This window comes from Neobacillus sp. 114, from assembly GCF_030127045.1.
Classification (GTDB): domain Bacteria; phylum Bacillota; class Bacilli; order Bacillales; family Cytobacillaceae; genus Neobacillus; species Neobacillus rhizophilus.
Window position 1 is genome coordinate 4,225,277 of record NZ_CP126144.1, and the last position, 25,356, is coordinate 4,250,632.

The window sequence follows — 25,356 nt, forward strand, 5'->3', positions numbered from 1 at the left end:
ATAATACTTTATAGAAAGAAATGGGGGTATGAAATTGACAGATTTTCAATACGCAAATGACTGCTGGCAAGAAGTCAATGGGAACATTATCATAAAGCTGCCGGAAGACTTTAATCTAAGAGCGAATCTAGGCTATTTGGAGCGGAACAAGAATGAATGTATGTTTGAAGTCGAAAACGGCATCATTACAAGGGCTGTTGCCGTAGGAGAAAGACAAGCTTTAGTACAAATTCATGTAAATGATCGGAATCAGATGATCGTTCAGTTTTTAAAAGACATTAGACCTGGTAATCTAGCGGAATGCGCTGCGGTAGTCTCGTACATCTGTGAATGGTTTGATCTGAATCGTGATTTGAAGCCATTTTATGAAATGGCCAAATCGGACCCACTGCTTAAAAACCCCGTTCAAGAATTCTACGGACTACGCGTAATCGGCGTTCCCGATTTATTTGAAGCGCTCTGCTGGGGAGTCTTAGGGCAGCAGATTAATCTAGCATTCGCCTATACTTTAAAAAGACAATTTGTTGAAAAATTTGGCGAATCTATCGAGTGGAATGGAAAGAACTATTGGTTGTTTCCAACCTATGATCAAATCGCAATGCTAACACCTGCAGATCTAGCCGATATTAAAATGACATTGAAAAAGAGTGAATATATACTGGGAATTGCCCGATTGATGGTAACCGGAGAATTATCTAAGGAAAAATTATTGAAAATGGAAAACCTTAAGGAGGTTGAAAAAGGCCTAATCAGGATTCGCGGGATTGGTCCATGGACAGCGAATTACGTCATGATGCGCTGCTTACGATTTACCTCAGCGTATCCGATTGATGATGTCGGCTTGCATAACGCCATCAAGCATCTAACTGGTTCAGAGAAAAAGCCTACAAAGGAAGAACTATTAAAGCTATCTCAGAGGTGGGCCAATTGGCAAGCCTATGCAACTTTTTATTTATGGCGTGTACTCTATTAAAAAAAATCTAATTAAAAATGTAACTACCCCTCGGTAAAAAAACTGAGGGGCAGCATGTAAACATTCGCTATATTACTAAAATCATTTTTCTATTGGATATAACGTAAAATTGCAATCTACAATTTCATAACGAAGAGTATCACCTGTCTCAAATCGTTCTGCAATGGACGTATAAATTGGACCATTCAAATACTCTTCTACGGCTTCCTGGCTTTCAAATATATAAATGCCCCCGCGTTCTTCCGTTTCAGGGTTACTTACATATAATTTTTGAATAAGTCCCCTTTCCTTTAGAGCACGGAACTTTGGCAAACTCGCTTCCGACATTTTTGAAAGCTCTTCGATAGATTTAGCGCTTTTGAAAGTCACTTTCAATACTTTTAAACTCAACATTATTCCTCCTCTTATTTATAATACTGGTATTCTTTTTTGTAGTTATTTCCGCTTCCCATACGTAACTTCTAGTCCTGCCTGCACATCCATTTGAATGCCGTACTGTGGAATCGGATAACGCATTCCGTTTTTGCTTAAAGCCTCCAATCCATCTAAAGCTTTTAACAAATCTTCCGGCGCCAAAGCCATCAATAATTCATCGTCCAACACCCCGCCAAACCTTCGTTCAGCAAAACAAGGGATGGAAAGGCTAGGTTTTCTTGTCGCAAGGGCACGCCCCCATGAATCCGCACAGGAAGATTCCCCTACGACACTCCATTCAAATTTTTCAAAATTCCTCCACTGCAGGCCGTTAATAAAAAGAATCATTTGCCCAGGTGTCCCATAGATCAGACAAATGTCGGGGTCAGCGATACGATTCAACATAAGTGGCGACACGGCCATCGCTTCATATTTTCCATGGGGGACGACCGTCATCTCCTGCTGGTGTTTCGCTGAATCCTGCTGGTTTTCAAACCAAACGCCCGCCATTTGCTCTCCTGATAGCCACTCCTCATTTCTGGGGTGTAATCCCAAGACCACCTGGCATTGGGCCCCAACGAGGTCTTCGGCAGTGATTCCTACGGTCCAGCCCAATCTTGAAGCTTGGGCGACAATTTGGTCGGTTGTGTGAATGCTTTTTGGCCGCCGTATCTTAGGAATGGCTTCCATATCCTCTTTCTTCTCAAACATTTTCATCCCTATTGGAATGGTTTTAATTTTGAGGTACTGATTTAACCTGTCGACAATTGCTTTCCAATCATACGTCTTCTCTACATTTTCCATTTTATAACCCCATTTCTCTTCACATTTTTCATAATACTATTGTATGAATTTTCTGAATACACACAACACTCTACTATTATTAATCTTGGAAACTGATATAATTAAAAGAACACTATGATGGATGGTGAACTATTTGCGTATAGAACAGCTAATGTACGTTGTTGAAATTGCCAAAACGGGGTCGCTTTCTGCAGCGGCGGAACGCCTGCACGTGGCGCAGCCAAGCATTAGTCATGCGATATCTTCTCTTGAATACGAATTGGGCGTTAAAATTTTTAAACGTTCCAAAAACGGTGCTTTACCAACTGAAAGCGGAAAAGCAGTGATTTTAAAAGCTCAGGAAATCCTCAACAAAGTCGAGGAGCTGCAAGAAACCGTTAATATTGAGCATTCGCTTTTAAAAGGAAGGTTATCCATTGCATCCATTGCTGGCGTCAGTACTAGTGTTTTGCCTCGGGCATTGGTTATTTATAAAAAGAAATATCCCGGTATAGAACTAGAACTGATTGAAGATGATACGCGCACAATCAAACAACTCGTTATCGATGGAAAAACAGATATCGGTTTGTCAATTGCCGATGATGTGGATTCCAAGCTTTTGAGTGGACACCTTTTTACTACTAAATCTATTGCATGTGTAGGGAAACATTCCACTTTTGCGAGACATAATGAAATATCTATAAAAGAGATCTTAAAACATCCCGTTATTTGTTCCTCTGATTCTCTTAGGAATATCTTAAAAAAACACGGAACGCCAAACTATTTAATCAAGTCGAAAAATTTGGAAGCAGCCAAACATATTATTGCGCAAGGAATGGCAATTGGTTTCTATACTGAAATGTCATTAAAGGTTGACCCTTATGTACATACAGGAGAAATCATCCCATTAGACATTTCTGATGAAAAAATTGAAGTCAATTATTGTTACATTCAATTAAAGACCCACCGTTCCATTGCTAGCCAAGAGTTTATAAAAATACTAAAAGAACAAATTAGCTATTTCCAAAGAATTTAATGATGGCCCCCATAAATTGAGTGGCGTTTTTTTCACATGACGACCGACCCCTGATTTTCCTGTGCTTTGACGTTTTTCTTGTATAACGATCTTAAAGTCGGCGAGATCAGGATTAAGACCACTACAATCACCACAAACAGGCTGCCAGTGGACATCATATTGATTTTCGGAGGGATTAATTTGCTGAAAGAGCCGTATATAAAGTTCCCGACCGCCATCGCCCCAGAAGCAAGGATAAAATTGACACTCGCCACACGCCCGCGAAATTCATCATTTGCCCTCTGCAAGACAAATGATAGATTAATTGCCATAAAAACAGCTTGGGATGCACCTACCGTTACGCCGACAATAAAGGCTAGCAGAGGCGTACCTGTGAGCCCAAGAAGAAATAAGGTCAGGCCGCTTGCCAATGCCGTCATAATATAAAGGATACCCTGCCCCCTTGGGGTGGATATGGAGGCTGTACTTAGATTGCCAAGGATGGCCCCTAATCCGATAAACATCATCAAACTGCCGTAAATTCCACTGTCTGCCCCTAGACCCTCGTGAATAAACTGAGGAAGTAACGATGTATACGCCATCGTTAATAAACAGTGGAGGAAAACCATGAGAATTAAGAGCCCAAGTGCCGGTGTCCTCCGAATGTACATCATCCCTTCCACGACAGGCTCAAAAATATTTTTGAGATGCAGATTTCCTAAAGTTGTGGCAGTTTGATTGGTTCGAATCCATAATGACTGGATCCCTGCCCCCATATAGAGCAGAAAACATAGTGCAAAGACAGTGCCCGGACCGGCCATAACCAGGATTGGACTGGCCAGAGCTGAACCGATAAAGCCTGCGCCATGCGATATCGTGCCTTGCAGGGCCGTGGCATTGTAAAGAGTATTCTTAGGAATTAGGTCAGGCATAATCGCGTTAGTACAGGTCATTTGCAGATTAAAACAAATGCCCAAGAAAAATGCACACATAATCACTACCCATGGTGACACAATCCCAAGCAAACTCAACAATGCCAAAGCCCCTGTGTTGCATGCATTTGAAAATACGGCTATGGTCAATAAACGCCGCCTATCAAAACGATCCACCAATACCCCGATTATCGGTCCGAAAAGAACCCCAGGAATCATCGTGGCAAAAACGGCTGTCCCTACAAGTGCGGTAGAATTAGACAGCGAATAAATAAGCCAGCTGGCAGCTACCGTAAAGGAATATTGTCCTGAATTGGCCAACGCTGAACTAATCCATAAATAACGAAAATATCGAAATCCCAGTGATGCAAATGTTTTTGGAAGCTTCATTATGTATCTCCTTCTAGTTTGCTTACTCTCCGTAGGCATTTAATGCATTAATACTATGAGCAAGCGCGGAACCTGCTTTTAAAGCGGTGGCGACAAAAATCGCTTCCGTTAATTCTTCCATTGTTGCTCCTAGTTTCTTTGCTGTTTTTGTGTGGGCATCGATGCAATAGGCACAACCAGTCACATGGGCCACGGCTACTGCTATAAATTCTTTTTCTTTTTGGCTTAATAGACCCGGCTTCATCGCCTGATGGCTAAATCCCAAATAGGAACGGAATAACTCGGCGTTTTCTTCACGAAAATCCTTCAATCGTTTCATATTCGATAATGTATAAAGGTCATCTTCATCTGTTCCGTCGTATGCCTGGAGCGCATTGGCGCCATGGCCTGCAGCAGATCCGGCTTTCAGCGCTGTCGCAACCATGATGGCTTCAAGCAATTCCTCTTTCGATACTTCAAGGCGTTTGATTTGACCGACATGGGCTTCAATACAGTAGGGACATCCGGTGACATGAGCAACAGCGACAGCAATCAGTTCCTTCAATTTCACCGACAGTAAGCCTTCCGCCATTGCCTTTTGATTAAAAGCACCAAAAGCACGATAGGTTTCGGGTGCCAGTTTTGCTAACTCCGAAAGTCTTCTGCGATCCGATTTTTTGTACAAACTTTCATTACTCATATTTATTCCCCCTCTTTTAAAAAGAAGACTCAAAGCCTATTTTGGAATTGAATTGAGTCTCCTATTCCCGTATATTAATTGAACAAATTCATTTTCATTACAGTGCCTTTATGTTAATGTCAGATTCTAGCTCAGGCTCAGCATTAAAACCTAACTCTTCTCCTGATTTTAATTTTTGTGACTTCGACGCAATCATGACATAAAAAGCAGAACAAACAATGTAAATTAACACTCCAACTAGCAAGCCGGCAGTTAAGTTTTTCAGCAGAAGATAGCCTTGAACCACGGAAAGGACGATTGCAATCCCGACAATCCCGTATAAGGTCCTTGGATTAAATTTGAATTTTGATTTCTCATATAACTCCGGATATTTTTTCGGAAGCTGCGTTGCCGCGATAATCGGAATGAGGTTAGCAAAAAATCCGATGCCGCTTCCTAATGATGCAATTACGGTTAGAGAAAATCCTGAAATTATCGGAATTAATCCAATCAGATAAAAAAGTGTTAGAATCAAAATTGGTGTACCAAACTTACTGCTAACTACCCCTAGTTTCTTTGGTAGCCAGCCATCTTCACAGGCAATCAGGATTCCTTTCGTTGCCCATGACATTTGTGCATTTAAGGTGGTCGCCAGCGCAAACATCGCACCGCCAATAATAAAGAAGAAGAAAACAGGCTCAGGCAGGATTGTTCTGGCTACTTCCGTCAAAGGCTTATTGGCCACGTCGGCAACTGGCAGAACACTTGAAGCAACGGCCGCCATGAGCGCATAAAGAATTCCGACTCCAACCGTTGTTGTGATAATCGTTAGGGGTATATCACGGCCTGGATTTTTCATTTCTCCGCCCAGTTCGGCAACATATTGAGCGCCTCCTGTAGCAAATGAGAGCAATGCGACTGCCGAAAGGAAACCGGTAATTCCTCCTGGGAACATTTCTCTCGTGTTAAATACGGAATAATTAATCTCCGGAACCCCCCACGCCACGAACAAACCAAGGGAAATGACCAAGACGATGACCATAATTTTTTCAGCAATTGCGGCCACTTTTACGCCGACAAGGTTGGTGATATAGAAAACTGTTAACATGATAAAAGCAACTAGTTTAATAGGGACACTAGGATACAAGCTTTGTAAGTAATCCGCAAATGATAGCGCATACAATGCAATGGTTAATTGTGTAATGATGAACAGCAGAAGCCAGAAGAACCCTAACTTAGGTGATAAGAGACGACTGGAATATCGGTAAAATCCCCCGGTTGTTGGAATTGCTGCTCCCATAATGGCAGTAGGCATTACCTTAAACAAGGTAAAGATTGATGATAGAACAAAAGCCAAAACCACACCAGTTCCGGTCATACCAATCGCAATCCCAGTAAGGGACATGATACCTGCTCCAATGATTTGACCTACCGCAATTCCCATCGTATCTCCTAGACCCAAAACCTTCTTCAATTTTGCTTCCTGATTACTCAAATTCCCTTCACCTTCCCTTTTTTACTAGTTTTTTATATTTAAATTTTTGCCGCAGTACCCTGATGACTTTTTACTGCCTTTTCCAGTCTTCTCAGCCCCTCTTCTAAAATGGATCTCGGACAGCCGATGTTCATTCGAATAAATCCTTCCCCTCCCGGTCCATAGGTGTAGCCTTGATTAAAAGCAACATTGCCGTGCTTTAACATGAGTTGTTTGAGACCTTCTTTATCCAAACCAAGTTCCCGACAGTCCAGCCAGACAAGATAGCTTGCCTCAGGTTTAATAACTTTGATTTCCTTGATATTGTTTTCCATATATTCGCTCAGGAAATTCAAGTTTTTTTCAATATAATCAACAACTTGTTCTAACCATTCACCGCCAAAACGATAAGCGCTTTCAGTTGCGGCAATCCCAAATGTATTCGTATGTCTTAGAGACAATCGATTCATGGTCGCATTAAATTCATCTCTCAGCTTTTGATTGGGGATGATGATATTGGAAGTCTGCAAGCCTGCTAAATTAAAGGTTTTGCTAGGAGCCGTACAGACAATGGTATGCTCAGCAAATTCTTCAGAAATGGAGGCAAAGACTGTATGCGTCTTTCCTTTAAAAACTAAGTCACAATGGATTTCATCGGACACAATGAGAATGTTGTTCTCAATACAAATCTTCCCTAGCTCAGTCAACTCGTCTTTTGTCCAGACACGTCCTGATGGGTTATGAGGATTGCAGAGAATCAGCATCTTGACGTTCTCATCGATTCTATCTCGCAGGTCTTCAAGGTCCATTGAGTAATTACCGTTTTCATGTTTTAGCTGGTTATAAACAACTTGACGGTTATTATTGACAATCGCATTAGTAAACGGATAATAAACCGGGGGCTGGATCACAATTTTGTCTCCAGGATTCGTAAAGGTTTGCACAAGATAATTTAATGCCGGTACCACACCTGGACTATAGCAAATCCATTCTTTTTGTACACTCCAGTTGTACCTTTCCTGCATCCAATCGATAATTGCACGATAATATGAATCTGGACGTGTGGTGTAGCCAAAGATTCCATGCTCAGCCTTTTTGATGATTGCTTCGATTACTGGCGCCGGTGATTGAAAGTCCATATCAGCCACCCACATGGGAAGTAAATTCTTTTCCCCGAATAAATTCTCTGTTTCATCCCATTTTGCCGAAGCTGTATTATGCCTATTAATTTCGATGTCAAAATTGTACTTCACTGTTGATTTCCTCCTTAATCAGTTTTTCAAATACACAAAACTTTTTGTGAGATAACTAATAGTTTTGTTTCCGAATTAATTGAATATTTTGTTTTATTTAACCATATAAATTGTCCCTTCGTAAAATATTGATTTTTAATAGAAGTATTCAATTCGTCTATAGTTAAACGTTATAAAAGTGCTGGAGTCTGCCCCCAACACTTTGTTAGCCTGCTTGTATTTTCTTTTTAAAAAGATTGTCTAGATTGCTACTTTAGAATGAAACTCGGTCCATTGTGTTACATTAATTTAGAAAAAATAAAAATGAAAATGTTTTGACATTTGGATAAAAATGCTGTAAATTATCAAATGTACGAACAATAAAAACATAAACTTTATATAATATTCGTGTTTAGGAGTGTAATTTCATGGATACAGTATTTGATTACGAAGATATTCAACTAATTCCCGCAAAATCAATCGTAAAGAGCCGTTCTGAGTGTGACACAAGCGTCGAATTTGGAGGTCATAAATTTAAATTACCGGTCGTCCCTGCAAATATGCAGACGATCATCGATGAAAAAATTGCTATTTTCTTAGCCGAAAACGGTTACTTCTATATCATGCACCGTTTCCAGCCGGAAACGCGTCTTGACTTTGTGAAAGATATGCAAGCACGCGGCCTAATCGCATCCATCAGCGTAGGAGTGAAAGAAGGAGAATATGAATTCGTCCAGCAGCTTGCCGATGAAAACTTGACACCCGAGTTTATTACCATCGATATCGCCCATGGACATTCCAATGCCGTTATTGATATGATTAAGCATATTAAAAAACTAATTCCTGGCAGCTTTGTCATCGCTGGTAACGTTGGAACACCTGAAGCCGTAAGAGAGTTAGAGCATGCTGGTGCCGATGCAACTAAGGTCGGTATTGGACCAGGTAAAGTATGTATTACGAAAATTAAGACCGGATTCGGTACTGGAGGCTGGCAGCTGGCAGCCCTAAGATGGTGCGCAAAAGCCGCTAGCAAGCCGATTATCGCGGACGGCGGTATCCGCACCCACGGTGATATCGCTAAGTCTGTCCGTTTCGGGGCATCCATGGTGATGATTGGTTCGTTATTCGCAGGTCACGAAGAATCTCCTGGTGAAACATTCGAAAAGGATGGAAAGTGCTTTAAGGAATATTTCGGTTCTGCTTCAGAATTCCAAAAAGGCGAACGAAAAAATGTCGAAGGCAAAAAAATGTACGTAGAACATAAAGGAAAATTAATCGATACATTAATTGAGATGGAGCAGGATCTTCAATCCTCTATCTCCTATGCAGGTGGAAACAAATTGAAGGATATTCGTACGGTTGACTATGTTGTCGTGAAGAATTCGATCTTTAATGGAGATAAAATTTATTAAAAAAAATGCCTGCCACTCCGGCAGGCATTTTTTCTTGGTAAAATTACTATTTTTCAGCACTAGGTCTTGCTCTTTTGATAAAGAATGCCAGCACCAAAGCAACTGCTGCAATTCCCGTCGCAACGACAAAAGCGTCATTGATACCGCTAATCGTGGCTTCCTTCATGGCTTCACCATAGATAGAATAGGTTGCCAGCATCTTCCCTTGTTGAACAGGAATCCCTGCCATAGCGGCAAGTCCCTGACCCAGTCCAGATAATTTAGCTGCAAGGTATGGGTTAGCACTTGTGATCACATTTGTGAAATTCGCAGAATGGAATTCACTTCTTGTTGTCATAACGGTAACTAGAAAGGCTGTACCAAGGCTTCCGGCAACGGTTCTTGCCGTATTTGAAGCGGATGTTCCATGTCCTGCCAGCCTTAATGGCAATTGATTCATCCCCTCTGTCTGAACCGTCATCGCTAAGAAAGACATCCCAAACATTCGCATAACATAAAGCAGCATAATATAGCCATACGATGTAGACATTGTTAGTTTCGTAAATTGCCATGTCGTGACGACCGTAATAATTAGACCAAACACAGCCAGCCAGCGCGCACCCATTTTATCAAATAGCCGTCCGGAAATTGGCATCATAACCGCCATGACAATGGCACCAGGCAGCATTAACAGACCTGAATCCAATGCAGTAAAGCCGCGGATATTTTGCAGATAGATTGGCAGCAAGATCATCGCTGCAAACATCGCCATATTAATGATCATCCCAATGATCGTCGTTAGGGCAAAGATGTCATATTTGAACACACGCAATTCCAGCATCGGCTGGTCTGTGGTCAATTCCCGCCAAATAAATGCGATTAAACCAATGACTCCGATTGATAATGAAACCACCACTTGAATGCTGTCCCAGCCATTATTTCCTGCCTCACTGAAACCATATAGCAAGAACCCTAAACCAACCGTAGATAAAATGAACCCGGGTGTATCGAATTTTGGTTTTGAAATTTCAATGACATCCACCATCCAAACACTCGCAAGGATAATGGACAAAATGCCAAAGGGAATAACAATATCAAATAACACACGCCAATCATAATGACCAATCAACCATCCTGAAAGAGTCGGACCAATTGCCGGAGCAAACAGCATGGCGACACCCATAAGCCCCATTGCCGCTCCACGTTGATTTGGAGGGTATATGGTCAGAAATACAGTCATCAGGAGCGGCATAATGATACCGGCACCCGCTGCCTGGACAATCCTTCCCAGCATTAACAACGAAAAGGTTGGCGAAATCGAGCAGATAACGGATCCCAGGGTAAAGGATATGACGGCAAAAATAAATAATTTCCTCGTCCCAAGTCTTGCCGTTAAAAAAGCGGTGATAGGAATAATGATACCGTTCGTTAACATATATCCTGTTGAAAGCCATTGAACCGTGCTTGCGGAGATGCCTAAATCATTCATAATATGCGGAATCGCCACATTCAATAATGTTTGATTCAGAATCGCCACAAATGCACCAAGCATCATGGCTGCAACCACTTTGCCACGTTTCCCTTCAAATTTCTCCGCTCTTGAGGAATTGGCGTCTGGTTTTCTTGCTGGTTGTTCTTTTTCTTTCGTCTTTTCCACCGCTTCAGTTTGGGGCTTTTGTCCAGGTTGTTCGTCTTCAAAAGACTGCACTTCTTCTTTCACTAAAGCAGTGCTATTTTCCTGTTCAGGCTGGTCAACATTTTCCGCCTGCAGTTCCTGTTTTTTAGATTTATTTTGTTTTTTCAACATTACATTTACAAATAATAATAGAAGGACCGATATTAGAATATAACCTGTAAGGTATATGGACATGTCATCACCTACTTATGAATTCGCACTGTCACATTCATACCAGGAACTAATCTTTCTCCATAATGATCAAGCGAAATTTTGACAGGAACGACCTGTGTTTCTTTTGTGTAGTTTCCTGAAGCATTGTTTTTTGGTAAAAGTGAGAAAGTGCCGGCTGTTGCCAAGCCAATTTCTTCAACCTTGCCGTTTAGCGTGATATTTGGAAAAGCATCAACATAAATATCGACATCCTGGCCAACCTTTACATCATCCAAATCGGTTTCTTTGACATTGGCAGTTACCCATAAATGATCAAGGTCATAGGTGACGGCAAGCGGTGTTCCTGCTGCAACCATTGTATTTTCGACAGCTGTTGTTTGGACAATTGTTCCATCTGCAGGAGCTTTAATGTCTATATCGACCGCCCCTTTGTCACTAACCATTTGAACTGTACCCATGGAGTTATCCTTTGAAAATGTATCTCCTGTCTTTCCTGTCCAGTTTGACAATTTTCCAGTTGCAGGTGCAGCAACACTTACCTGCTGGCCGGCAATTTGGGCGTTATCGGTGGATAAATAATTCACAGATTGATTAAAGTAATAATAACCTGCAAAGCCTCCACCCACTAAAATAATCAATAGTATGACATTTAATATGATCATGCGTTTTGCGTTCATAAATATGAAGTCCTCCTTTATTCACTTAAAATATCTTGGATTTGCTTGTGAATGCGCAATAACTGCTGAATATCCTCTTCCGGCAATTGCTTAATCTTGTTAAGCTTTTGGACAAGCTCTGATTCATTCAATATCGCTTGTTCCAATTTTTCTTCGCCTTTTTCCGTCAGATGAATCGTGATCGCACGGCGATCATGGGGCGGATTGCGGCGTTCAACAAAACCGCTGTGCACCAGCCGGTCGACTACCCCGCTGACGGTGCTGTTCGTTAATTTTAGGATTTCTGCCAGTTCCACTAATCCCAGATTTGGACGCTGGGAAATTTTATACAAAGCCTTCAGCTGAACAACGGTTAATCCGTTCTTATCAGCATCTTTTTTCGAAACTTTAAAAAGAAGCTTGCTTATATCTGAAAATGAATTCAGGATCTCACTGTTATAGGCAGTCTTCATGTCCCCTCCTCCTTTTTAGGTATTATTTACTATACGAATATTTCGTATGCGAAATAATTTGTGTTACCTATAATCGCACATATTCCTTTTTCCTGTCAATTGGTTTATCTATCCATTAATAAAAATTTAATATTTATAAACTACCTCCAGTTACAATATTTAAAGGAATCTTCCTTTCGACGTTGAATTTCTTATTAACACTTTCTAAGAACTAACACATAAGGGGGAACAAGCTTGCAAATTGAACAATTAGAATTTATCGTTTCAGTTGCAAAATACCAATCCTTTTCAAAAACGGCTGAGAAACTTCATATCTCCCAATCGGCTATCAGCCAATCTGTAATATCTCTTTTCAGTTAAAACTCTACCAACAATTTCTGCGTAAAAAAGACACCCCATAAGAGGATGCCCTTTTAACTACCCTATTTCTGATACTTTGACAACTTGGAGGGTACTCCCGATGACTTTCGTTCAGGCGGTTTTGCTTTCAGATTGGAAGCCCAGGAAACGGATGATTCATATCTCTCTGCATGTTCCTTCTTGACGAGATATTGCAGACGCTCTTTGTTTTTCTCCAGTGATTCCTCCAAGGATTGCAGGCGGCGCCTTGGGAAAGACAGCCCTGCCAAGATTGTCGTAATCGTCGGATCCCCTTCTGTTATATAGGTTCCCTCAAATAGCTCTAAAGGCTCCCCGATCCCCTCAAAAATAGACGGCGCATTTATGAGTTTCGTGACTGTCTCCGGCCCTTCATATATAAGTCCTGCCCTAATGACCCCGACTGTATCGACAGGGCAAAAGATGGAGTTTGCCCAAGAGCGTTGAATGCTTTCGGCCACTTCTGCCGTCGTCTCCGCATTAGTAACGGGTGCCGACGAAATCAACGTTACTCCTCTTGTATTGAGGATATTCATCAAATCCGTTTCATCAAAATTGCCGTAAAATGAACTCTTTTGTGTTACTTCCAGGACATGGCTGATGGCCTGCATAACCTGATGGTTAGACTGAAAATAAATTTGCTGCTTGCTTGATTGCGGATTTACTCTACGCATTTGATCGTTATCCACTAGAAATACGGAAGAAATGCCTTCAATTTTGGAAATCTGCTCAATGCATTCAGCCGCATTAATCCGATTCCCCGCCAGCACATTACGCTCAGGTACCACCGCAATCGCCCCAATATTCATCCCAGGCAGCTGGTCTAATAAAATATCAATTAACAGCGGACTCATCCCCGACCCGGTTCCGCCATCAGTCGAGAATGCAACGAATATCAGCTTAACGTTTTTAAAGGATTTTTTAACAAAGTCAATCAGTTCCCGATAATGTTCGTGAACCGCCCGTAAACCGACTGAACGGTCCTGTCCTGCGCCATTATACCCGGGGACAAAAAATTTCTTTTCAACCTTTGTATTGACGGCCCCATCACGTTGATTAGTATTGATAAGGGCAGTTTGAAAGCCCATCGTCGTTGCAATTTCAGCAATATTTCCTCCTGCTTGACCTACCCCCAAGATGCCGATTGATTTCACCTTATCGCCTCCTTATCTACTATGAAAATATTCATTTTTTGCGAATTTAGACTTATCCATTGAAAAATTGGCCTGTCTAATACGTGCATTTAAGCCGCAAAAAGGATTTTCGATAGGTACACTACAATGGCAACGGTAATACTGCTTATAATGGTCGTTAACAGTACCGCTTGCGAGGCATACTCTGGGTAATTATCATACTCGAGCGCAAGCAGGGAACTATTTCTCGATGTCGGAAAGGAACTGGCAATAAATAATGCCTGTGCAGTAATCCCTTTAAGACCAAGAACCGTGATAACGAAAAAACCAACAATTGGCGAAATAATCAGCCTGCCGATGACAATCCAAACTATGGGCCGGGAAATGTGAGTAATTTTTAAATACGCGACCTGGGCACCTAATGTAACTAGCGCAACCGCTAAAAAGGCGTTTGATGCATTTTCAATTGGCTTCCAAATATAAAAGGGAATTTCCACATGAAGCCATTTCAACAATACGGCCAACAATAGAGCGTAAATCACCGGTAGCCGCATAATTTTCCGCAAAACTTCCATCCCGCTGCTCTGGGCAGACACACAGTTATATAAACCGTAAGTAAATGTGAGTATGTTTTGAAAAATCATGATGATTATTTGGATGGACAAGGCGATCGGATTCCCGGCAAAAGCCATTTCGCTGACTGGCAGACCGTAATTTCCGGAATTGCTTAAGACCATACTATTTTTAAATGTGGACGACAGCTTGCGGTCAAATTTGTTTGCTTTTGCAATTACCATACTGATAAGAATTAGAATAAAGTTAAACAGCATTAAAAAACCTAACGTCTGACTAACGACCGCATTCGGCAACTTGCTCTGATAAATATTAACGAAACAAACTGCCGGTAATAAGAAATACACTGTCAAAGTTGACAGTGTAGATAAATTTAGCTTAACAGTCCGCTGCAAGATGGCACCTGCCACGATTAACACAAAGATCGGGAAAATGATATCGAGCAAAATATGAAACAGTATATTCATTGAAAAACCTTCTCTCTCTATATAAAACAAAAAATCCTATTTATTCTTTATCGTTATAATAAATCACCTCAGAAAGAAATTTGCAACCTGATACATTGCCAAACGCTTCCCTTGCTTCTAGCTCAGAATAAAATTCATACATTGAGACATTATTTTTTCCTAAAAAGACGGTAATAATCCACATATTGAATCCCCCAGCCTACTTTTCTATTAAAAAGGAATAATGCCTAAAACAATTGCAACCACCATCATCACCAATGTCGAGCCGCATGCCCATTTCAGGAAAGTGCGCTGCAGGTCGCCGAAGTCTTCGCCAACCATTCCAACCAAGAGGTAGGTCGAAGGGACAAGAGGGCTTAATAAGTGCACAGGTTGTCCTAACAATGATGCCCGTCCAAGAAATGCCGGGTCGATTCCATATACACTCGCTGCTTTAGCAAGCAAAGGCAGCACCCCATAATAGAAAGCATCATTTGACATGAAAAAGGTTAATGGTGCGCTAATAATCGCTGTAATCACAGCAAAATGTGAACCTAGAAAATCCGGAATATAGGAAATCATTGTAGTTGCCATGGCATCTACCATTTTTGTACCTGTCAAAATACCTGTAAAAATCCCTGCCGCAAACACCATTGAAACAACTGACAAGGCATTGTCTGCATAGTTGGCAACTCGTTCCTTTTGATCGCTTAAGCGTGGGTAGTTAAGCGTAATCGCAATAGCAAATCCAAGCATGAACAAGACTGTTGTTGGAAGCCACTCTTGGATTAGTGCTACTAATAGAGTAATCGTCAGAGCATAGTTTATAAGAATTAACTTAGGACGTTTTAGGTAGGCAGCCTCTGAAGTTGCAGCTACCATATTGCTAGTGCCAGGATCGATTTGCAGGACACCGACCCGTTTCCGCTCTTTTCTTCCAAGCACGAAGGCCATAAACAAGACGAACACGATTCCACCCGCCATACTTGGGATTACCGGTGTAAAAATATCTGACATTTCCATATGCAAAGCAGTCATCGCTCTTGCGGTTGGACCGCCCCATGGAAGGAGGTTCATGACGCCAGAAGCCGATACGGCAATTCCGGCAAGTGTTAAAGGTCTCATGCCAATCCGTTTATACAATGGCAGCATCGCTGAAATCGTTATCATATAGGTGGTCGTCCCATCCCCGTCAAGAGAAATTAATAGGGCAAGGACAGCCGTTCCAATGGCTACTTTGACCGGGTCTCCTTTTACCACTTTCAAAATCGTCGAAATGATGGGGTCAAACACTCCCGCATCAATCATTATTCCAAAAAACAGAATCGCAAACAGAATCATTATTCCGGTTGGAGCTACACTCTTGATCCCCTCAAGCGCCATCGGCCCCATTTCCTTCCCAAACCCGCCAATCAATGCAAAAATAACAGGTACAACGATTAGCGCTATCATTGCGGGAAGGCGTTTTGTCATAATCAATGTCATAAAAATAATAATCATTAAAAATCCTAAAATAGCAAGCATTGTAGTCACCCCTTTTGTTTGTAAATTAAATATAATCAAAATATTCGGCAGTGAAAACGTTACCAAAATAAAGTTTTTAACGTAATTTAAGTAGATTTTGTACATATTGTTCACAAGATGCTAATTTTCCCATAAATGAAAACTCGCCGATTGGCGAGTCCGCGAGGACGAAGACAGAGGCGTAGTTGAATTTATACTTTCTTATTAGCAAAAAAAAAAGAAGGCGGCATTCCCACCTTCCTTCATGAAACTGGATAATATTTTCGTTCTGGCCTGCCGACAATTCCGTAGACCACTTCTGCTTTTACCTCCTGTTTGGAGGAGAGATATTCCAGATATCTTCTTGCTGTAATCCGGGAGGCGCCAATTTCTTTGCCAACTTCCTCTGCCGAAAGGCCATCTTTCCTTGCCTGAAAAACAGCTTTTACTTTTCCTAGTGTTATTTCATCAATACCTTTTGGCAGCACTACGCTTTTGCTTTTGCCTTCTCTTTCCGCTTTTCCATGCCTAAATAGAAGATCTACATAGTTTTGATTAATTTCCTGGGTGGAAGAAAGCAAGGTACGCTTTTTGATATATTCCTGGATAACATCATCAAATCTTTCTTTGTTTACCGGCTTGATCAGGTAATTTTCGACCCCGTAATTTAAAGCTTTTTCTAGAAATTCCTTATCGGTTGCCGCCGTGATCATAATAATACTAACCTTCGGATACTTTTCTCGTATCGCAGGCAAAAGATCGGAACCCAGCATATCAGGCATATACACATCAAGAAGAAGAAAATCAGGGTTTTCCTTCTCAAGCACTTGAAGTGTCTGTTCACCATTTAATGCTTTGCCTACAACTTCTATTTCTTCAAACATATTTAAGAATTTTTCATGCATATCAGCGATTCGAAAATCATCTTCCGCAATAACCGTTTTGATCCTATCCAACCATCTCATCCCCTTGCGCGTTCTTTGGAATATAAACGGTAAAAATAGCGCCGCTTTCAGAATTGCTTTGCGCCTCTATCATCCCATTCAATTCTAATACAGCCTGTTCAGCATTCGACAAGCCAAATCCTCGCGGTGCCGTACCCATTTTAGAGGAATAGCCCCGTTCAAAAAGGAGCGGAATTTCAGCCTCATCAAACCCTTTCCCGTTATCAGAAACTTCAAAAATGATATCACTTCCGATATCTGTTGCAAAGAATTTAACAACAGGGTCTTTACTTCGGTAAACAGCTTCAAAGGCATTATCAATCAAGTTTCCCAGAATGACAATGAGGTTAGAAAGCTTAATATGGTCAGGCATTGCTTCCAAGTAACTGTCTGTATTAATCTCAAAGTTTATTTTCTTTTCTGATGCTTTTCCTAATTTCCCTAATAAAATGGCCTGTATTTTTGTATCTTGTATTTGCTTAAAAACAACCGAATTCTGAAACTGAAGTGCCTGGGTTTCACCTTGAATCATCTCGATGGCTTCGTTGTATTCCCCAAGCTGTAACAAGCCCAGTAAAAAGTAAAGTTTGTTGGTAAATTCGTGGGTCTGGGCACGGAGGTCCTCCGAATATCTTTTTACTTCAGATATGGTATTAATCATTTGCTCAATTTCCGTTTTGTCACGGAAAGATGCCACGACGCCTTTAATGCCGATTTTTCCATCCATGATTGGCGTACAATTCACGATCACGGTTTTATCATTCCAAACCATTTCCTTGTCCGTTTGCGAGATTCCTGTTTTTAACACCTCATAAAGATAGTTGGAAGGAAACAGCCCATCCACTTTCCTGTTTCTTACGGTCCCTTGCAGCTGCAGAAGCTCCTTCGCCTGTTGATTCATCATGGTGATGTAACCACCTTGATTGATTGCTAGAATCCCTTCTTTAACAGAATGGAGGACTGCGTTTTTCTCCTTATAAAGGGTGGCAATTTCGTACGGTTCAAGCCCCATTGTATCCCTGCGGATGTTGCGGCCTAGTAGAATACTGCCGATTAGCGAAATGAATAAGGCAAATAATGAAACGATCAATACCCTTCTGATGTTATCGGTAATTTGCTGATTGACATCTTCGAGAAGAAATCCGACTGACACAATTCCAATAATCTCTCCCTGTTTGTTAAAAATCGGGGATTTTCCCCTTATCGATGGTCCAAGTGTCCCTTTCGCCTTGGAGACATAGTACTCCCCTTTAGTAAGGGCCCTGTCATTATCTCCTCCGGTCATCTTCCGGCCAAGTTTTGTTTTTTCAGGATGCGAGTATCTGACCCCATCTTTATTCCCAATTACAACAAACTCAGCACCCGTTTCTTTGCGAATTTTTTCCGCAATAGGCTCAATAGTTATGGATGGGTCATCCGATTTAAATGCATCGATAATGGTCGGAATGTATGAAACTGTTCTCGAGATTTCCAGTGCCAGCCTTCCTTTGTTTTCCTCGATTTGTTTGCTTTCCATATAACTGTAAAATCCGGTCAACAACAAAATCAATATGAGACTAAGGATTAGAACCAGCCCGAATATCTTGGTTTGAAGGGAAACTTTGATGGTCTTCATGATGCACACCCCCTTAAAAAATCTCTTTTTTCATTATAGCTTCTAAATATAGATTTTTCTTTAAAAACTAGCAAATTCATATTTTCTGTTAGTTTCCGATTATCAGCGACCTCCTTTATATTTTTTCAACATAACACAATTGTTATTTCTATGAAATCAAACTGTAATACTATTCTTTTTTTTCAATTCATAGAAATAGACACTAAGAGATTACGTTAAATCAACCAGGAGGGAAATACCAATGATAAAATTAATAGCCACTTTAACAATAGTAGTATCACTCTTATTTGCTTCACCTGTTTTTGCTTATACGGTTAAAACCGGGGATACGATGACTAAGATTGCAAGAGAACATAATATGACTTTACAAGATTTAGCGAATCGGAACCCGCAGGTTCAAAACCTCGATTTGATTTATGTTGGACAAACTATACATACTAATGATTCTGAGGCTGAAATGACGGTAGCAAGGACAGTTGCTGTGCGGGCTGCGGCGGCATCTGCCGCGTTAAAACTTGAAGAGAATCAAGGATATTCAGAACAAGAACTAGATTTGTTGGCGCGATTGGTCAGGGCCGAGGCAGAGATTGAGCCTTACGAAGGAAAAGTGGCCGTTGCCTGTGTTGTTTTAAATCGTGTTACGAGTTCGGCATTCCCTAACTCGATTAGAGAGGTTATATATCAAAAGGGGCAATTCCAGCCTGTCCGCAATGGGGCCATTAATAAACCCGCAGATGTGGATTCTATTAAAGCAGTGCGGGAAGCATTGAACGAGAAAAGGAAACTAGTAGGAGATTCATTATTCTTCTATAATCCGGCAATTGCAACCAGTCGCTGGCTTGATACGAGAACGACAACTGCCTCGATTGGGGATCATGTGTTTAAAAGATAGTTTATATAGAAGAACCGGGCTGGTTTACCTTTGCCCGGTACTTTGTTTGATTAAATCAATTTTATCCAATTACCTTTTTCAAATCTTCAATAAACTCCAACACCTTGTCTTCTTTTGTCGCCCAAGAGGTAACAAGGCGGATGGCTGAGTGGTCGGAATCTACCTTTTCCCAAATATGAAACCCATACTTCTTTTCCAATTCCGCGATCACCGCATTCGGGAGAATCGGAAAAATTTGGTTAGATGGTGACTCGGTCAAAAAAGAAACATTCAATTTCTTCATTTCAGCAATAAGCAATTCCGCCAGTTTATTCGCATGCCCTGCCAGGTCAAAAAACAGGTTGTCCCGAAAAAGTTCAAGAAACTGGATGCCCAGCAGTCTTCCTTTTGCCAAAAGCCCGCCCTTTTGCTTTATATGGTAACGGAAATCTTCCATTAACGACTCACGGCAAATCACCAAGGCTTCCCCAATCAGTGCTCCGTTCTTCGTACCGCCTATATAAAAGGCGTCTACCAATGACGGAAGGTCACCTAACTGAAGATCATTCTCCGAGGAGCACAATGCCGACCCTAGTCTCGCGCCGTCCATATATAAAATCAGATTGTTTTCATCACAAAAATCTTTTAATGCCGCCAGTTCGTTCTTTTTATATATAGTTCCAATTTCAGTGGAATTGGAGATATACACTAGCTTCGGCTTCACCATATGCTCATCCGGGTGTCCGTCAAGAACTGCCTGAAGATGCGAAGGATTCAACTTGCCATCCTTCGTTTCAATTGAAATGACTTTATGCCCGGTCGCTTCGATGGCTCCTGTTTCATGTCCAAGAATATGGCCAGTACTTGCTGCCATCGCCGCTTCATGTGGTCTTAAGAAAGCAGAAATTGCGGTTAAGTTCGTTTGCGTACCACCAGCTAAAAGATGGATATCTACGTCAGTACGCTCCAGTTTTTCTTTGATAAGTTTAATCGCTTCAATGGTATAGCGGTCCTCGCCATATCCGTCCTCCTGCACAAGATTAGATTCCACTAAAGCATTTAAAATTCTAGGGTGCGCCCCTTCACTGTAATCATTTTTAAAGCTGTACATTCTTATTTTGTCCTCCAGTTGTTCAATAGTACTATTATATTACCATTGTACCATTCCTTTTTTAAAAATTTCTCTATTTACACACTAAAAAAGCCATTACCGGGGCCCAAAACCCACCGGTAACGGCTTTTTATAAAAGTTACACTGCCTTTGCAGTAGAAACGAAGCGTTCTTGTGTTTGCTCCGCCTTTCCCTTTTTCAAGCTGAGCATCGCAATAAAGGATACACAGTAAAGCACTGCGAGGTAGCCCATGGCAACTGTTACGTTCGCATGTTGCAGGATAAATCCTACTAAAATCGGTGATAATCCGCCAAGCGCCCGGCCAAAGTTGAAAATCGTGTTAGTGGCGGTACTGCGCACTTCTACAGGATAGTAGTGGCTAATCAAAGCACCATAGCCGGCAAACATTCCATTTGCGAAAAATCCGACGATGGCACCGCCGATTAAGACACCGGCACTTCCTGATGCGTACGAGTATAAAAATACTGCTACTGCTGAAGCTAATAAGAAGATTCCGTATGTTCGTTTCATTCCGAAGCGATCGATAAATTGTCCAAATGTTAACATCCCGACAATCATTCCAACCGCCGTGCTGATCGTCCAAAGTGCGGAACCTGATACCGACAAACCTTGTGATTTTTGAAGCATTGATGGCAGCCAAATCATTAAGCCATTATAGCCGGCAATTTGCACGGTTGCCATGATAGCCAAAGCTACTGTAGTAAAGGACGTTCTGCGAGTCGCAAACAATTGCTTTAAATTCCCTTGTTTTTTAACCAACTTCTTCTCTTGTTTGGCGGCCACCCATTCCGGCGACTCGTCCAAGTTTTTACGAACCATAAAGGCAAAGATTACTGGGATAATGCCGACGAAGAACAATCCTCTCCATCCCCAAGTTGGGAGAATGAGGGCACTTAGCAGCGCGGCAAGGATAACACCGTATTGGGCACCGACGCTTACATATGAGGAAGCGCGCCCCTGCTTGTTCTTTGGCCATGCTTCTGCAACTAGCGCCATACCAATTCCATACTCTCCGCCTGCACCTAGGCCTGCGATAAAACGAAAGATATATACTTGTTCAATATTTGTGGCCAAACCAGTTAACGCTGTTCCGATGGCAAACAAAATAATCGTATAGGTGAAAACTTTTACTCGGCCAAACTTATCTGCTAATATACCAAAAATCGTTCCCCCAACAAGCATTCCCAAATTGGTAATTGAAGAAATAAGTCCGCCTGTTGCCATATCAATATGAAAATGGGCAATAATCATGGACATGGCGAAGGAAATAAACATGATGTCCATTCCTTCTAACGTTAAACCTGCAACTGATGCAACTACTGTTTTTTTCTGATAATTCATTGCTGTCATTCTCCTTTCGAGCCTCTCTGGACCCTGATTAAAAGATACTTTTGCAAAAATAAAAACCCTTCCGTCGGTAAAGAGACAAAAGGGTTTCATATACACAAAAAGATATATGAGTGTTTCCGTACAACCCTTTTTGGCCTCTCTGGACCATATTAAAGGAGATTTATTTTTTCTTATAGTAACATAATTATGGTAGGCTGTCACGCATAAATTTAATCCTGAAGCCTCGGCTTCGTGGGGTCACAATTCGGCATTTCCAGATTGGCTGCTTCCGCCAGTTTGGTAAGATAATAGCATTCCTCCCGCCACATATGGTCCGCCATCAACGGGGCAAATGTTCCCAATGCCTGATTGCTTAACTCCAGCTCCTCTATTTCTTTTAAAAAGTTTTGAAAAAGCTTGATTTCCAAGGTTGCGTCCGCATTAAATTTTGCCAAAGCCGGAAAAGCCGCCAGATTGGTCCTTAAGTAACCTGCCATCTCGACTGCCTTTAAATAAAAAGCCTCAAAATGCTTCGTAAATGTATCACTTTTCTCTCTTAATTTTTTTTCCACACCATCCAAATTAGAGGATATAGCATCCGAATGGCCGGCAGCATCCAATAACCAAACAAGATGATGATGCACTTCATGGTAGACAGGCGGGACCTGCCCTGCTTTCAAGTGCTTTAAAATCCGTACATATTCCTCTAATTCGTTGACCATATGGTTGAGGAAGGTTGGGGAAAGGTGGATTTTGATTTTTCCAATCAGGTGTTTACGTAACATGTCTAATTTAAATTCCCGAAGTCTCATTACCGCTGGTTCTGCTTGGGCTGCCATTTGCTTTGGATCAGTTGTTTTTACTTGATTCAAAAGACTATCGAATATCCGAATGAAATTGACGGCTTTTTCAATCTCCTCTTTTTGAACGGGTGCCAGTGCCTCGTAAATAAACCGCGAATGGTCTCCAAGTATTTGCAGCCAGAAAGCATGCTCAAAGCTGGCAGTCTTGGCAAAGGTGTTATTCATGTTGAGCTCCCCCTTAAAAAATACTAAACATTTTATTCTCAAACGCCATTATTATTTTATGAAGGAATACTGCCGCTCTATAACCATTCAGAAGCTTGTAGGTACCTCATGATATTTGAAGAAGTTGAATCGTTCATTTTGAAACACGAGAACCGTCCCCGTGCATCGTTTTCATGCTTCTTACATCGTTCTTTGTTCCAACTGGGCCGTGGCCTGGTACGGCTATTGTAAAATCAAGGTTTTCTACAATTTCTAGAATTTCCATCCATTGCTGAGGGTTTGATTCTTCAAAGTATGTTGGCGGGGTTTGGACAAATAATAAGTCTCCCATAAATAAGACCTTTTCTTCCGGAATCAAGAGCATGGCATCGCAGTAGGAATGTCCGCCGCCTAGGGTAAATAGTTTTGCGCTTCTTTTGGTTCCGCTAAAAACCTTTTCGTCATTAAACGTCTGCTGGGGTAGTGTTAACTCGAGCGAAGGCAAGGAGGCTTCCACTTCCATTAAAAAACTGATTTTGTTCGCCAACTCGTGATCATGATTCCGATCCAATTGTTCTTTTAAAGTTTGAATATATTGAGTAAGTTCCGAGATGCCCCTTTTCTGCTGCTCAATTCGAGCCGGATGAATGTCCCGCATTTTCTCATACGTGATTTGACTAGAAATAATCGTACTTTCCTTAAACACCTGATTGCCGCGAATATGGTCCCCATGAAAATGGCTATTCACCACCCATGTAACCGGACGGGCGGTTTCACTTTCCGCTGCCATTTTCAAATCTTCGGCTGCCTGCGGCGTATTAAATGTATCAAACACAATCGTCTGATCCCCTAAATCTACGAAACCGGCGTTTCCAACCGCACCGCCACCTTCCTTTGCTATCGCGGCATAAACCCCTTCCCCCACTTTTTCCAGATCGAAATGCTTGCTGTAAAATTCTCCGTTCATCTAGTTCATCTCCTTTTTACCGATTGTATTATAATGGAATTATATGACGACGGCCTTTAGCCGGACTACTTATTGAGCAAAGAGTAAATCAGTTGGGGGATCACGATGTCTTTTTCCTTAGAAGTTACAAATCTATCATCTGAACAAATATCTTTTGGGTACTCAGCCGCACACGAAACTCTAATCGCCCTTCACGTGTTCATCGATTGCAAGCACCACCCGCTCCATACCCCATGGGTCATAAATGCCAGGAAGAAAGTGAACCCCGCTTTAAAACAAGAAATTGATGCATTCAGTATTTTTTATAAACGGCCCATTGTTACTTTCTGGGGACTACAAGAGAATTCTACAATCAGCGATTTTGAGGAGGATTTGAATAAACTAAGTTGCGGCTCTTCAGATGCATTTTTCCAAACTGTTGCAGAAACCATCTTAGGCCCCAAAAAAACGAATCAACAACAGGAATTTGTCCAATTAGCTTGCAGTCGTTACCCGGAATCAAAGGAAATTATCTTGGCATTGTTGGAAAAACCGGAACAGGTGAAACAAAGATTTTTGACGTTTCTGGAGGATTTTTGGAAAACATGCTTGAAAGATGACTGGAGTAGAATAGAGGAACTTTTTCTAAAGGATATTGCTTCCCGCGGCAGAAAGCTTATGAAGGAAGGACCCCTCAAGCTATTGGGAAGCCTTTCGCCAGAAATTGATATTCATCCTAATCAAAAGAAGGCCGTTATCAGAAGAATTTCAAAACGGGAGATTTATTTTGAGAAAGACGATGTCTTACTGTTAACGCCTTCCTACTTCGCCTGGCCGCATTTATTTGTCAATTCCCATAAGCCAGTGGGGGTTAACTACTCTATCATGGAAAATCAACAGGAGGCTGCTCGTTCCATGCCTCCAGAGGATTTACTAAAGTTGTTCAACGCATTAGGCGACTTAAGCCGGCTACAAATTGTCAAATATTTATCCCAAAAGCCACGGTCGACCAGAGAACTGGCCGGACTGATGGGAATGACTGAGGGTGCCGTTTCTAAACATATAAAACTACTAAAAGATGCTGGCCTAATCGCTTCCAATCGAAAAAGCTATTATGTTTTCTATCATTTGCTGGAAAAATCCTTTACTGAAATTCAATCAGGTTTGGCACAATATATCAAAGGAATCAATTCTATGGATTAACAACCTGATGAGGGTGCTTTTTCAAAAATAATGCA

The 25,356-nt window shown here is 41.4% G+C and carries 25 protein-coding genes; 6 read left to right on the plus strand and 19 right to left on the minus strand.

All coding sequences use genetic code 11. The features are described from left to right. Positions 1-28 precede the first annotated feature (28 nt). Positions 29-973 carry a DNA-3-methyladenine glycosylase family protein gene (locus tag QNN06_RS20505; RefSeq protein ID WP_481819225.1) on the plus strand — a complete coding sequence of 315 codons (945 nt, stop codon included), beginning with the start codon at positions 29-31 and terminating at the stop codon, positions 971-973. An 81-nt stretch (positions 974-1,054) separates the two neighbouring features. Here the strand turns inward: QNN06_RS20505 and QNN06_RS20510 are convergent, their stop codons facing one another. Next, on the minus strand, positions 1,055-1,363 hold the full coding sequence (locus tag QNN06_RS20510; RefSeq protein WP_213118992.1) for a YdhR family protein: 309 nt from the start codon (positions 1,361-1,363) through the stop codon (positions 1,055-1,057). A 45-nt stretch (positions 1,364-1,408) separates the two neighbouring features. Then, entirely contained in the window at positions 1,409-2,191 is a 783-nt protein-coding gene (locus tag QNN06_RS20515; RefSeq protein ID WP_213118991.1) for a DUF169 domain-containing protein, read from the minus strand. Between the two features lie 133 nt (positions 2,192-2,324). Between QNN06_RS20515 and QNN06_RS20520 the strand changes: the two genes are divergently transcribed. Beyond that, positions 2,325-3,206 (plus strand): LysR family transcriptional regulator, encoded by an 882-nt coding sequence (locus QNN06_RS20520; RefSeq protein WP_213118990.1) that lies wholly within the window; start codon positions 2,325-2,327, stop codon positions 3,204-3,206. Positions 3,207-3,238: 32 nt separating this feature from the next. On the opposite strand, the gene QNN06_RS20525 is transcribed toward QNN06_RS20520, so the two are convergent. From QNN06_RS20525 to QNN06_RS20540, 4 genes are all read right to left on the minus strand, one after another. Continuing rightward, positions 3,239-4,507 carry an MFS transporter gene (locus QNN06_RS20525; RefSeq protein WP_213118989.1) on the minus strand — a complete coding sequence of 423 codons (1,269 nt, stop codon included), beginning with the start codon at positions 4,505-4,507 and terminating at the stop codon, positions 3,239-3,241. 22 nt (positions 4,508-4,529) lie between these two features. Next, on the minus strand, positions 4,530-5,186 hold the full coding sequence (locus tag QNN06_RS20530; RefSeq protein WP_284035858.1) for a carboxymuconolactone decarboxylase family protein: 657 nt from the start codon (positions 5,184-5,186) through the stop codon (positions 4,530-4,532). Positions 5,187-5,283: 97 nt separating this feature from the next. Continuing rightward, a complete protein-coding gene (locus tag QNN06_RS20535) occupies positions 5,284-6,660 on the minus strand; it encodes an APC family permease (RefSeq protein ID WP_249366773.1) in 1,377 nt (458 codons plus the stop codon). A 38-nt stretch (positions 6,661-6,698) separates the two neighbouring features. After that, positions 6,699-7,892, minus strand: coding sequence for a MalY/PatB family protein (locus QNN06_RS20540; protein ID WP_213118987.1), 1,194 nt, complete (start codon positions 7,890-7,892; stop codon positions 6,699-6,701). 407 nt (positions 7,893-8,299) lie between these two features. Here QNN06_RS20540 and guaC point away from each other — a divergent pair, with 407 nt between their 5' ends. Then, complete coding sequence (gene guaC / locus QNN06_RS20545; protein ID WP_213118986.1) at positions 8,300-9,283, plus strand: GMP reductase; 984 nt, start codon at positions 8,300-8,302, stop codon at positions 9,281-9,283. A 46-nt stretch (positions 9,284-9,329) separates the two neighbouring features. On the opposite strand, the gene QNN06_RS20550 is transcribed toward guaC, so the two are convergent. The 3 genes from QNN06_RS20550 to QNN06_RS20560 are packed head-to-tail and all read right to left on the minus strand — an operon-like array spanning position 9,330 to position 12,240. Further along, entirely contained in the window at positions 9,330-11,132 is a 1,803-nt protein-coding gene (locus QNN06_RS20550; protein ID WP_213118985.1) for a DHA2 family efflux MFS transporter permease subunit, read from the minus strand. Between the two features lie 8 nt (positions 11,133-11,140). Then, positions 11,141-11,788, minus strand: coding sequence for an HlyD family secretion protein (locus QNN06_RS20555; protein WP_284035859.1), 648 nt, complete (start codon positions 11,786-11,788; stop codon positions 11,141-11,143). A 17-nt stretch (positions 11,789-11,805) separates the two neighbouring features. Continuing rightward, positions 11,806-12,240: a MarR family winged helix-turn-helix transcriptional regulator gene (locus tag QNN06_RS20560; protein ID WP_213118983.1), complete on the minus strand. Its 435-nt coding sequence runs from the start codon at positions 12,238-12,240 to the stop codon at positions 11,806-11,808. Positions 12,241-12,474: 234 nt separating this feature from the next. Here QNN06_RS20560 and QNN06_RS20565 point away from each other — a divergent pair, with 234 nt between their 5' ends. Beyond that, complete coding sequence (locus QNN06_RS20565) at positions 12,475-12,600, plus strand: LysR family transcriptional regulator (protein ID WP_213118982.1); 126 nt, start codon at positions 12,475-12,477, stop codon at positions 12,598-12,600. Between the two features lie 62 nt (positions 12,601-12,662). Here QNN06_RS20565 and QNN06_RS20570 read toward each other — a convergent pair whose 3' ends face one another. From QNN06_RS20570 to QNN06_RS20595, 6 genes are all read right to left on the minus strand, one after another. Then, positions 12,663-13,772: an FtsZ/tubulin family protein gene (locus tag QNN06_RS20570; RefSeq protein WP_217036073.1), complete on the minus strand. Its 1,110-nt coding sequence runs from the start codon at positions 13,770-13,772 to the stop codon at positions 12,663-12,665. A gap of 89 nt (positions 13,773-13,861) precedes the next feature. After that, positions 13,862-14,791 (minus strand): AEC family transporter, encoded by a 930-nt coding sequence (locus tag QNN06_RS20575; RefSeq protein ID WP_217036071.1) that lies wholly within the window; start codon positions 14,789-14,791, stop codon positions 13,862-13,864. Between the two features lie 40 nt (positions 14,792-14,831). Then, on the minus strand, positions 14,832-14,975 hold the full coding sequence (locus tag QNN06_RS20580; protein WP_213118979.1) for a hypothetical protein: 144 nt from the start codon (positions 14,973-14,975) through the stop codon (positions 14,832-14,834). 26 nt (positions 14,976-15,001) lie between these two features. Then, complete coding sequence (locus QNN06_RS20585) at positions 15,002-16,294, minus strand: CitMHS family transporter (protein WP_249366772.1); 1,293 nt, start codon at positions 16,292-16,294, stop codon at positions 15,002-15,004. A gap of 242 nt (positions 16,295-16,536) precedes the next feature. Beyond that, positions 16,537-17,238, minus strand: coding sequence for a response regulator (locus QNN06_RS20590; RefSeq protein WP_284035860.1), 702 nt, complete (start codon positions 17,236-17,238; stop codon positions 16,537-16,539). Continuing rightward, complete coding sequence (locus QNN06_RS20595) at positions 17,222-18,832, minus strand: ATP-binding protein (RefSeq protein WP_284035861.1); 1,611 nt, start codon at positions 18,830-18,832, stop codon at positions 17,222-17,224. Before QNN06_RS20595 ends, QNN06_RS20590 begins: the two co-directional genes overlap by 17 nt. A gap of 241 nt (positions 18,833-19,073) precedes the next feature. On the opposite strand from QNN06_RS20595, the gene QNN06_RS20600 reads away from it, so the two are divergent. Beyond that, positions 19,074-19,724, plus strand: a complete 651-nt coding sequence (locus QNN06_RS20600) for a cell wall hydrolase (protein ID WP_284035862.1) — start codon at positions 19,074-19,076, stop codon at positions 19,722-19,724. A gap of 61 nt (positions 19,725-19,785) precedes the next feature. Here the strand turns inward: QNN06_RS20600 and QNN06_RS20605 are convergent, their stop codons facing one another. The 4 genes from QNN06_RS20605 to QNN06_RS20620 all read right to left on the minus strand — a co-directional run bounded on the left by QNN06_RS20605 (position 19,786) and on the right by QNN06_RS20620 (position 24,139). Next, positions 19,786-20,814, minus strand: a complete 1,029-nt coding sequence (locus QNN06_RS20605; RefSeq protein WP_284035863.1) for a threonine aldolase family protein — start codon at positions 20,812-20,814, stop codon at positions 19,786-19,788. 139 nt (positions 20,815-20,953) lie between these two features. Beyond that, the gene (locus QNN06_RS20610) at positions 20,954-22,177 is read right to left on the minus strand and encodes an MFS transporter (RefSeq protein ID WP_284035864.1); all 1,224 of its coding nucleotides are present in this window, start codon (positions 22,175-22,177) and stop codon (positions 20,954-20,956) included. Positions 22,178-22,395: 218 nt separating this feature from the next. Next, on the minus strand, positions 22,396-23,193 hold the full coding sequence (locus QNN06_RS20615) for a DUF2935 domain-containing protein (RefSeq protein ID WP_284035865.1): 798 nt from the start codon (positions 23,191-23,193) through the stop codon (positions 22,396-22,398). Between the two features lie 133 nt (positions 23,194-23,326). Continuing rightward, on the minus strand, positions 23,327-24,139 hold the full coding sequence (locus QNN06_RS20620; protein WP_284035866.1) for an MBL fold metallo-hydrolase: 813 nt from the start codon (positions 24,137-24,139) through the stop codon (positions 23,327-23,329). 105 nt (positions 24,140-24,244) lie between these two features. On the opposite strand from QNN06_RS20620, the gene QNN06_RS20625 reads away from it, so the two are divergent. Next, positions 24,245-25,321 (plus strand): ArsR/SmtB family transcription factor, encoded by a 1,077-nt coding sequence (locus tag QNN06_RS20625; RefSeq protein WP_284035867.1) that lies wholly within the window; start codon positions 24,245-24,247, stop codon positions 25,319-25,321. Positions 25,322-25,356: the final 35 nt, after the last annotated feature.

What these genes read in the sequence shown, in the direction of transcription:
- QNN06_RS20585 (WP_249366772.1), bottom strand. Translation starts at nt 16,294, where the DNA reads ATGCTTGCTATTTTAGGATTTTTAATGATTATTATTTTTATGACATTG.
- QNN06_RS20610 (WP_284035864.1), bottom strand. Translation starts at nt 22,177, where the DNA reads ATGAATTATCAGAAAAAAACAGTAGTTGCATCAGTTGCAGGTTTAACG.
- guaC (WP_213118986.1), top strand. Translation starts at nt 8,300, where the DNA reads ATGGATACAGTATTTGATTACGAAGATATTCAACTAATTCCCGCAAAA.
- QNN06_RS20590 (WP_284035860.1), bottom strand. Translation starts at nt 17,238, where the DNA reads ATGAGATGGTTGGATAGGATCAAAACGGTTATTGCGGAAGATGATTTT.
- QNN06_RS20600 (WP_284035862.1), top strand. Translation starts at nt 19,074, where the DNA reads ATGATAAAATTAATAGCCACTTTAACAATAGTAGTATCACTCTTATTT.
- QNN06_RS20515 (WP_213118991.1), bottom strand. Translation starts at nt 2,191, where the DNA reads ATGGAAAATGTAGAGAAGACGTATGATTGGAAAGCAATTGTCGACAGG.
- QNN06_RS20575 (WP_217036071.1), bottom strand. Translation starts at nt 14,791, where the DNA reads ATGAATATACTGTTTCATATTTTGCTCGATATCATTTTCCCGATCTTT.
- QNN06_RS20505 (WP_481819225.1), top strand. Translation starts at nt 29, where the DNA reads ATGAAATTGACAGATTTTCAATACGCAAATGACTGCTGGCAAGAAGTC.
- QNN06_RS20560 (WP_213118983.1), bottom strand. Translation starts at nt 12,240, where the DNA reads ATGAAGACTGCCTATAACAGTGAGATCCTGAATTCATTTTCAGATATA.
- QNN06_RS20530 (WP_284035858.1), bottom strand. Translation starts at nt 5,186, where the DNA reads ATGAGTAATGAAAGTTTGTACAAAAAATCGGATCGCAGAAGACTTTCG.
- QNN06_RS20625 (WP_284035867.1), top strand. Translation starts at nt 24,245, where the DNA reads ATGTCTTTTTCCTTAGAAGTTACAAATCTATCATCTGAACAAATATCT.
- QNN06_RS20525 (WP_213118989.1), bottom strand. Translation starts at nt 4,507, where the DNA reads ATGAAGCTTCCAAAAACATTTGCATCACTGGGATTTCGATATTTTCGT.
- QNN06_RS20605 (WP_284035863.1), bottom strand. Translation starts at nt 20,814, where the DNA reads ATGTACAGCTTTAAAAATGATTACAGTGAAGGGGCGCACCCTAGAATT.
- QNN06_RS20620 (WP_284035866.1), bottom strand. Translation starts at nt 24,139, where the DNA reads ATGAACGGAGAATTTTACAGCAAGCATTTCGATCTGGAAAAAGTGGGG.
- QNN06_RS20550 (WP_213118985.1), bottom strand. Translation starts at nt 11,132, where the DNA reads ATGTCCATATACCTTACAGGTTATATTCTAATATCGGTCCTTCTATTA.
- QNN06_RS20615 (WP_284035865.1), bottom strand. Translation starts at nt 23,193, where the DNA reads ATGAATAACACCTTTGCCAAGACTGCCAGCTTTGAGCATGCTTTCTGG.
- QNN06_RS20580 (WP_213118979.1), bottom strand. Translation starts at nt 14,975, where the DNA reads ATGTGGATTATTACCGTCTTTTTAGGAAAAAATAATGTCTCAATGTAT.
- QNN06_RS20555 (WP_284035859.1), bottom strand. Translation starts at nt 11,788, where the DNA reads ATGAACGCAAAACGCATGATCATATTAAATGTCATACTATTGATTATT.
- QNN06_RS20595 (WP_284035861.1), bottom strand. Translation starts at nt 18,832, where the DNA reads ATGAAGACCATCAAAGTTTCCCTTCAAACCAAGATATTCGGGCTGGTT.